The following is an 8,109-nucleotide window of genomic DNA, read 5'->3' as shown; positions in this document are numbered from 1 at the left end:
CCCCTGACCCCGCTCCTGAGACCCCGCCCTCAGGCCCCGCACAGGAGTAGTCTGGAAGGGCACCGTCGGGGTCAGCGTGGATCCCGGCACCGCCGTTGCCGAAGGAGGCCCCGCATGCCCATGGACCCGAACACCACCGCCCCCGCCGCCGGGGAGGAGACCGCCGACCGTCTGGGCGTCGTCGTGGGCGTGGACGGCTCGGACCAGTCGATCTCCGCGGCCCGCTGGGCCCAGCGTGAGGCCGGTGCCCGCGGCGTCCCGCTCACCCTCGTCACCGCCTACACCATCCCGGCCTTCTGGGGCTACGCCGGCGAGGTCGGCGGCCAGCTCGCCGACGACACCGCCCTGCGCGAGGGCGTCCTGACGATGCTGAAGTCCGTCGAGTCCAAGCTCGAGGCGGACGGCGTGCGCCCGATCCTGCGCGTGGAGATCGGCGACGCTGCCGGCGTGCTCGTGGACCTCTCCCGTGACGCGGACATGCTGGTCTCCGGCGCCCGCGGCCGCGGCGGCTTCCTGGGCCGCCTGCTCGGCTCGGTCTCCTCGGCCCTGCCGGGCCACGCACACTGCCCGGCCGCGATCATCCCGGCCGGTGAGGACGCCTCCCGCGCCGGCGGCGACGCCGCCGTGGTGGTCGGTGTGGACGGGTCCGAGCAGGGCCGCGCCGCCGCCCTCGTGGCCGCGGAGGAGGCCCGCATCCGCCAGGCCCCGCTGCACATGGTCTCCGTGGTCCCGCCGGTGGCCGCGTCCACCGCGTGGCTGTCGGTCTCCGTGGACGAGCAGGCGATGATCGACGACCTCCAGCAGCGGCTCGAGGCCGGTGCCGCCTGGATGCGCCACGAGCACCCGGATCTGACCGTCACCACCGAGCTGCTGGACGGCGCCCCGGTGGAGGTCCTGGCCGCGCAGACCACGACCGCCCGCCTCACCGTGCTCGGCACCCGCGGCCTCGGCGGCTTCGCCGGCGCACTGCTGGGCTCCACCAGCCAGGGCGTCTCCGTGCATGCCAAGGGTCCGGTGCTCATCGTCCCGTTCCGCGAGGACGACCGCCTGGCCTCCCGCAAGGACTTCGGTCCGCTGCTGGACCAGCAGGACTGAGCCTGCAGGGCCGCTTCCCGACGACGGCCCCTCACCGGCACGAGACCCCCTCGCCTTCCCCGGAGGACGAGGGGGTCTGGTCGTGTCCGGTCCGCTCCCGCCGGCGCGGCTCGGCGCGGTCCGCTCCCGCCGGCGCGGCCGGGCCCGGCCCCGGGCAGGGGCGAGGGGACAGGCGCAGGGGAGCGGCCGTCGTCGGGAAGCTGAGGCGTCAGCCCCAGCCGAGCTCGTGGAGGCGGTCCTCCTCGATGCCGAAGAAGTGGCCGACCTCGTGCATGACGGTCACGGTGATCTCGTCCTCCAGCTCGGCGCGGGAGCGGCAGTGGCGGGTGAGCGGGCCGCGGAAGACCACGATCCGGTCCGGCAGCTGCCAGGGCATCTCGGCGCGCTCGGTGAGCGGGATGCCGTCGTAGAGGCCGAGCAGCTCGGTGTCCGGGTCCTCCCAGGGTTCCGGCTCGTACTCCTGTTCGACCACCACGACCACGTTGGTGAGCAGCCGGGCGAGCTCGTCCGGGATCCGGGCCAGGGCGGCGGAGACGGCGTCGTCGAACTCCTGCTCCGTCATCCACTCGAGGTGCTCGTCGGGGGTGTGGTGCTCGGGCGTCACGGCGCTCCTGGGGCGGTCTGGTCGGGTCCGGTGCGGGCCGCCAGGGATTTGCGGGGCCTGGAGGCCCACTCTAGACTCAGGGGGTCCGCCACGCGTGCGCGCGAGCGGGCAGGCCCCCATCGTCTAGTGGCCTAGGACACCGCCCTTTCACGGCGGCGACACGGGTTCGAATCCCGTTGGGGGTACGCCTGGCCACCCGTTGTGTGCAGCGTGGTGGAGATCACCTCTCTGCCGATTTGGACAGGTGGGAGACTCCCTGGTAGAGTTTCTACTCGTTGCGAAGGGCCGAAGAGTCCTCCGAAGCGATAAAATGAACATGGCCCTGTGGCGCAGTTGGTTAGCGCGCCGCCCTGTCACGGCGGAGGTCGCGGGTTCAAGTCCCGTCAGGGTCGCTCGGATGTTCCGACCACCGGAATGCCGGTGACGGAGGATCTTGGTGACGATGAGTCATCGGGCTCTGTAGCTCAGTTGGTAGAGCGTTCGACTGAAAATCGAAAGGTCACCGGATCGACGCCGGTCGGAGCCACCACGTCAGAAGGAGGCCCTCGCGGAAGCGGGGGCCTCTTTCGTTGTGTGCGGGGGGCGCGTGAGACGTCCGGGCCTCAGTACTACTCCGAGATCTACGACAACTGATCTCCTCCCAAGGTCCCGGTCCTCATGCGAGGGCCGGGACGTCAGTGCGGGCGCGTATTGTACGCTCTGCGTGTGTGGCGTGATGCCGTTCACCCGAATGTGGCATTGCAGAGCCCCGGCAACTAGTGTCATAAGGCGTGACTTCCACTCCGCCTTCATCGAACAGCACTGATTCATCGACCCCGCCGGGAGACCGCCCGGCCTCTGACGCCGCCGTGGATGCGGCCACCGCCCCCGGCGTGGACGGCAGCACCGACATCACGCCCGAGCAGCCGCACGGCTCCGACGTCGAGCTCGTGCCCGGCACCGGAAAGCTCAAGGGCTGGGTGTTCTGGCCCTCCGCCATCGTGATCCTCGCCTTCGTGGGCGCCACGCTGGCGTTCCCGGAGCCGATGGAGACCGCGATCGGCTCGGTGCAGTCCGCGATCATCGCGAACTTCTCCTGGTGGTACGCCCTCGTGGCGCTCATCTTCGTCTTCTTCTGCCTGTACCTGGGCTTCTCCCGCAAGGGCCAGATCACCATGGGCCGCCCGGACGAGGAGCCGGAGTTCTCCACCCTGTCCTGGTTCTCGCTGCTCTTCGCGGCGGGCATGGGCATCGGCCTGGTGTTCTACGGGATGACCGAGCCGCTCAGCCACTTCGTGAGCCCCCGCCCGGATGTGGCGGCCGCGGACCCGAACACGGGCCAGCTGGCACAGGACGCCCTGTCCACCACCTTCATGCACTGGGGTCTGCAGCCCTGGGCCATCTACGCGGTGGTCGGCGTGGGCGTGGGCCTGGCGATCCACCGCCGCGGCCGTCCGCTGTCCCTGCGTTGGGCCTTCGAGCCGCTGATCGGTGAGAAGAACACCCGTGGCGGCTGGGGCAACCTGATCGACAACATCGCCCTCATCGGCACCGTGTTCGGCGTCGCCACTTCTCTCGGCCTGGGCGTGACCCAGATGGCTGCGGGCCTGCGCTCGCTGGGCATCGTGGCCGAGGGTTCGGCCTGGGTCGAGTACGTGATGATCGCCGGCGTGACCGCGGTGGTCCTCTACACGGTGGTCTCCGGTGTGGCCCGTGGCATGAAGTGGTTGTCCAACTTCAACCTCGTCCTGGCAGCCGGTCTCCTGCTGTTCCTGGCGTTCGTGGGCCCCACCGCCTACCTGTTCAAGGAGATGGTGCAGTCCTTCGGCGCCTACATGCAGGGCTTCCTGAGCAACTCCCTGAACGTCTCCGCCTTCAACGGGGAGGAGGGCGACACCTGGCAGGCAAGCTGGTCCGCGTACTACTGGGGCTGGTGGATGTCCTGGACGCCGTTCGTCGGCATCTTCATCGCCCGCATCTCCCGCGGCCGCACCGTGCGTGCCTTCATCATGGGCGTGCTGGCCGTGCCGACCCTGATCTCGGTCCTGTGGTTCGGCGTCCTGGGCGGCATCGCCATCTACTACGAGACCGTGAAGCCGGCCGGCTACGCCTCCGTGGTGGGCGACGACGGCACGATCGACGCGAACTCCGCCCTGTTCCAGGTGCTGGAGCAGCTGCCGGCGGGCACTCTTCTCGTCATCGGTGCGATCATCCTGTCCGCGGTCTTCTTCGTGACCTCCTCGGACTCCGGTTCCCTGGTGATGGGCATGCTCGCCACCGGCGGCGACCCGGAGCCGAAGATGTGGATCCGCCTCTTCTTCGCGATCGCCACCGCCTTCATGGCGGCGGCCCTGCTCATGGCCGGCGGCCTGTCCGCCATCCAGACGCTCGCGATCACCATCGGTCTGCCGTTCTCCGTGCTGATGCTGGTGATGTGTGTGTCCACGCTGCGCACCCTGTCCTACTCGGTGGCCCGGGTGGAGGCTGTGCGCCGTCGGGCCCAGCTGGCGTCCATCAAGAACCACCTGGGTCTGGACACGGACGACGAGGTCGTGGACGGTCCCGCCACGGCCTCGCAGTGGTGGGCCTCGCTCAGCCGCGAAGGCAAGCACCGCATCGCGCAGATGGCCTCGGCCGGTCCGGACGACGTCATCACGGTGACCCCGCCGAGCGGAGACGGATCCTCAGCGTCCGATTCGCGTTGACTCGCTGACCCGCTCTGCCCCGGTACCGGGGCGACGACGGCCCCGGCGCCTTCCGCAGAGAAGGTCGCCGGGGCCGTCGCCGTGGTGCAGGATGCCTCGCGCCTTGCGCCTCGCGCCTTGCGCCTTGCGCCTGGCGCAGGACGCCGGGCGCCTGATGCTCGCGCCTCGCGCCTGGACGCCGGTCAGGGGCAGTCGTCAGCGGTACTCTTCGGCCGCCAGGGGCATCTGTCCGGTGCGCGCGTTGCGGTGGCCGTGGCGGCGGGCGCCCAGGAACCAGGCGGCCGTCAACACGGCCAGCCAGACGACGCCGATGACGAGCGCCTGGCGGCTCTGAGGGTCCCAGGCGAGCAGGCCGATGACCAGCGCGATGAAGGCCGTGGTGGCCCAGGTGGTGAAGGCGCCGCCCGGCAGGGCGAACGTACCGGGGCTCTCCCCATGGCGGGCCATGGTCTTGCGCATGCCACGGTGCGTCATGAGGATCATCGTCCAGGTGAAGACCACGGCGAAGGTGGCCACCTGGGCGACCGTCACGAACACGTCCTCCATGAAGGTGTTGATGAGGGCGCCGACCACCATCACGGCCAGGACCAGGCCCACGGCGGCCCACGGCACGCCGCGGTCGGAGACGGTGCGGAAGGCGCGCGGGGCGTGCCCGTCACCGGCCATGGCGTAGAGCAGGCGGCCGATCGAGTAGGTGCAGGCGTTCACGGCGGACACCGCGGCGGTGAGCACCACGAAGTTCAGGATGTGCGGGGCGAAGGGGATGCCCAGGGTGTCGAAGATCTCCACGAACGGGGAGTTCTGGCCGCTGACCTTGTTCCACGGGACCAGGGACATGATCACGACCATGGTGCCCACGTAGAAGATCAGGATGCGGGCGGGCACGGTGTTGATGGCCTTCGGCAGGGCGCCGGAGGCGTCCTTGGCCTCGCCGGCGGTGATGCCGATGGTCTCGATGCCGCCGAAGGAGAAGATCACGATCGCCAACGCCAGCAGCACGCCGGTGAGGCCCTCGGGCATGAACCCGCCGTGGTCCACGAGGTTGTGCAGGCCGGCGCTGGTCTGTCCGTCATAGCTCATTCCCATGACCATCAGGATCAGACCCCCGACGATCATGCCGAGGATCGCGACCACCTTCACGATCGAGAGCCAGAACTCGAGCTCGCCGAAGTTGCCCACATGGGTGAGGTTGACGGCACCGATGAACAGGATGCAGGCGCCGATCCACAGCCAGGCGGGGGTGCCCGGGTACCAGAACTGCATGTACACGGCCACGGCCGTGACGTCCGCGATCACCACGATCGACAGTTCGAACACGTAGGTCCAGCCCGTCACGAAGCCGGCGAAGGGGCCCAGATAGCGGTGTGCGTAGGCGCCGAAGGAGCCGGAGACGGGCTCGCGCACGGCCATCTCGCCGAGGGCGCGCATCACCATGAACACGGCGAGGCCTGCGACCGCGTAGGCGAGGATCACGGCGGGGCCGGCGGTCTGGATGGCCGGTGCTGAACCGTAGAACAGGCCGGTGCCGATGGCGGTGCCGAGGGCGATGAAGACGATGTGACGGGTGCTCAGGCCGCGCTGCAGGCCGGGGTCCGTGGCAGATCGTGCCGGGGCCCCTTCAGGGGTGTGTGCCATGGTGGTGGCTCCTCCGAAGCGGTGGGGTCATGGGTGAGACGACTCACCATTGTGGACCCAGGTCACACTCCGCGCCACTCCGTACGTGTTCGCACGTGTTCAACACGCCGCGTCCGCGTGGTGGCCTGCGGTTTCCACCCCGCGGAAGGTCACACCAGGAGCCAGGCGGCGGTGTCCGGCAGCAGGGCGGCGGCGGCATCGGGCGCCGCCGGCTCGCGGTCCGAGCGCGCCAGCACGCGGTGGCCTGCCGGCAGCTCCACCTCGTCCTCACCGAGGTTGGCGATCACCAGCACGGTCTGCTCCGGGATCGGCTCGCCGGAGCCGAGGTGCCGCCCCCCGCCGCTGGTGACCGTGAAGGCGACGACGCCGTCGGCAGGGCTATGGCGGTCGGACCATGCGAAGCGGCCCACGCCCATCTCCAGCTCGCCGCGCACCGAGAGCAGGTGCCGGTACAGCTCGTAGAAGGAGCCCGGGACCTCCACCTGTCGGTCGGCGGCGTAGCGGGCGAAGGACTCCGGCTGGGGCAGCCACGGGGCCGCCGGGGTGCCGTCCGTCCTCGGCGCCGCAGCGACACCCTCATCCGGTGAGGCGACGTCGTCCGATGACGCCGCCGCGCCGCCGTCGTGGTTCACGGCGAAGCCGTGGCCCGGGGCCTCGGCCCTCCATGGCATGGGGATGCGGCAGCCGTCGCGGCCGGGCTCGGCGCCGTCCGTGCGGAAGAAGTACGGGTCCTGGCGGTACTCGGCGGCCAGGGTGGTGTGCTCGGGCAGGCCGAGCTCGTCGCCCTGGTAGACGTACGCCGAGCCGGGCAGGCCCAGCTCCACCAGTGCGGCGGCGCGGGCGCGGAAGCGGCCCAGCTCCTCGTCCGGCTGCTCGTCCTCCGCGGTGATGCCGTCCGGGTAGGAGGACGGGTCGGACAGGCCGTAGCGGGAGGTGTGGCGCACCGTGTCATGGTTGGACAACACCCACGTGTTCGTGGCGCCGACCTTGGCGGCCTCCACCATGGAGCGGTCGATCGCCGACGCCATGGACTCCGCGTCCCACCCGGACATCAGGTAGGTGAAGTTGAAGGTCTGCTGGCACTCTCCCTCGCGGACATAGCGGAACATGCGGGGCAGCGGGGAGACCCAGGCCTCGGCGACCATCATCGGCTCATGGTCGTAGGAGTCCAGGACACGGCGCCAGGAGCGGTAGATCTCGTGCACGCCGTCCTGGTCCAGGAACGGCATCGCCGGCTCGAACGCATCCACGTCGAAGTCCGGGTCGTGGTCCTCGCCGGCGTCCGTGACCATGCCCATGCGGGTGTGGTCCGCGTCCGGCAGGCCCTCCTGCTTGACCATGCCGTGGGCCACGTCGATGCGGAAGCCGTCCACACCGCGGTCCAGCCAGAAGCGCAGCACGGACTCCATCTCCTCGTGGACCTCCGGGTTGTCCCAGTTCAGGTCCGGCTGCTTGGAGTCGAACAGGTGCAGGTACCACTGGCCCGGGGTGCCGTCCGGGTCTGTGGTGCGGGTCCAGGCGCGGCCGCCGAAGGTGGACTCCCAGTTGTTCGGCGGCTCGGAGCCGTCCTCGCCTCGGCCGTCGGCGAAGTGGTAGCGGGCGCGCTCGGGGGAGCCGGGGGCGGAGGCCAGCGCGGCCTGGAACCAGGGGTGCTCGTCCGAGGTGTGGTTAGGGACCAGGTCCACGATGATCCGCAGTCCCGCCTCGTGCGCCGTGCGGATCAGCTCGTCTGCATCCGCGAGGGTGCCGAAGCGCGGGTCGATGTCCCGGTAGTCCGCGACGTCGTACCCGCCGTCCGCCTGCGGGGAGCGGTAGAACGGAGACAGCCACACCGCGTCCACGCCGAGCTCGGCCAGGTACGGGATCTTCGCGGTCACGCCCGGCAGATCCCCCATGCCGTCCCCGTTGCCGTCCGCGAAGGAGCGCGGATACACCTGATAGATCACAGCGTCCACCCACCACGGGTTGTGGGGGCGGTTGCGGGCTTCCGACGGCGGCGTGCTCAGGGGCTGCGAGGTCATGCCGACCAGCCTAGGTGTACTCGGCCATGACGTTGGTGACAGATAGACGTTGACGATGAAAAGAACCTCC

General features: G+C 70.1%; 5 protein-coding genes and 3 tRNA genes. 5 read left to right on the top strand and 3 right to left on the bottom strand.

The window, feature by feature from the left end:
• Positions 1-114: 114 nt before the first annotated feature.
• Positions 115-1,095, top strand: a complete 981-nt coding sequence (locus FM125_RS04650) for a universal stress protein (RefSeq protein WP_245829815.1) — start codon at positions 115-117, stop codon at positions 1,093-1,095.
• Positions 1,096-1,303: 208 nt separating this feature from the next.
• Here the strand turns inward: FM125_RS04650 and FM125_RS04645 are convergent, their stop codons facing one another.
• Positions 1,304-1,699 (bottom strand): metallopeptidase family protein, encoded by a 396-nt coding sequence (locus FM125_RS04645; RefSeq protein ID WP_227718695.1) that lies wholly within the window; start codon positions 1,697-1,699, stop codon positions 1,304-1,306.
• Between the two features lie 112 nt (positions 1,700-1,811).
• On the opposite strand from FM125_RS04645, the gene FM125_RS04640 reads away from it, so the two are divergent.
• The 4 genes from FM125_RS04640 (at position 1,812) to FM125_RS04625 (ending at position 4,383) form a co-directional block, all read left to right on the top strand.
• Positions 1,812-1,884: transfer RNA gene (locus tag FM125_RS04640), tRNA-Glu, on the top strand.
• A gap of 133 nt (positions 1,885-2,017) precedes the next feature.
• A tRNA-Asp gene (locus FM125_RS04635) sits at positions 2,018-2,091 on the top strand.
• A 61-nt stretch (positions 2,092-2,152) separates the two neighbouring features.
• Positions 2,153-2,228, top strand: a tRNA-Phe gene (locus tag FM125_RS04630).
• A 343-nt stretch (positions 2,229-2,571) separates the two neighbouring features.
• Positions 2,572-4,383 (top strand): BCCT family transporter, encoded by a 1,812-nt coding sequence (locus FM125_RS04625; RefSeq protein WP_245829813.1) that lies wholly within the window; start codon positions 2,572-2,574, stop codon positions 4,381-4,383.
• A gap of 195 nt (positions 4,384-4,578) precedes the next feature.
• Here FM125_RS04625 and FM125_RS04620 read toward each other — a convergent pair whose 3' ends face one another.
• On the bottom strand, positions 4,579-6,018 hold the full coding sequence (locus FM125_RS04620; RefSeq protein ID WP_067191504.1) for an amino acid permease: 1,440 nt from the start codon (positions 6,016-6,018) through the stop codon (positions 4,579-4,581).
• A gap of 149 nt (positions 6,019-6,167) precedes the next feature.
• Positions 6,168-8,039 carry a glycoside hydrolase family 13 protein gene (locus FM125_RS04615; protein ID WP_087133793.1) on the bottom strand — a complete coding sequence of 624 codons (1,872 nt, stop codon included), beginning with the start codon at positions 8,037-8,039 and terminating at the stop codon, positions 6,168-6,170.
• Between the last annotated feature and the right edge of the window lie 70 nt (positions 8,040-8,109).

This window comes from Micrococcus lylae (assembly GCF_900163825.1).
GTDB lineage: Bacteria > Actinomycetota > Actinomycetes > Actinomycetales > Micrococcaceae > Micrococcus > Micrococcus lylae.
The sequence above is the reverse complement of the archived record's forward strand: the minus strand, read 5'-3'. Positions and strand labels throughout refer to the sequence as shown.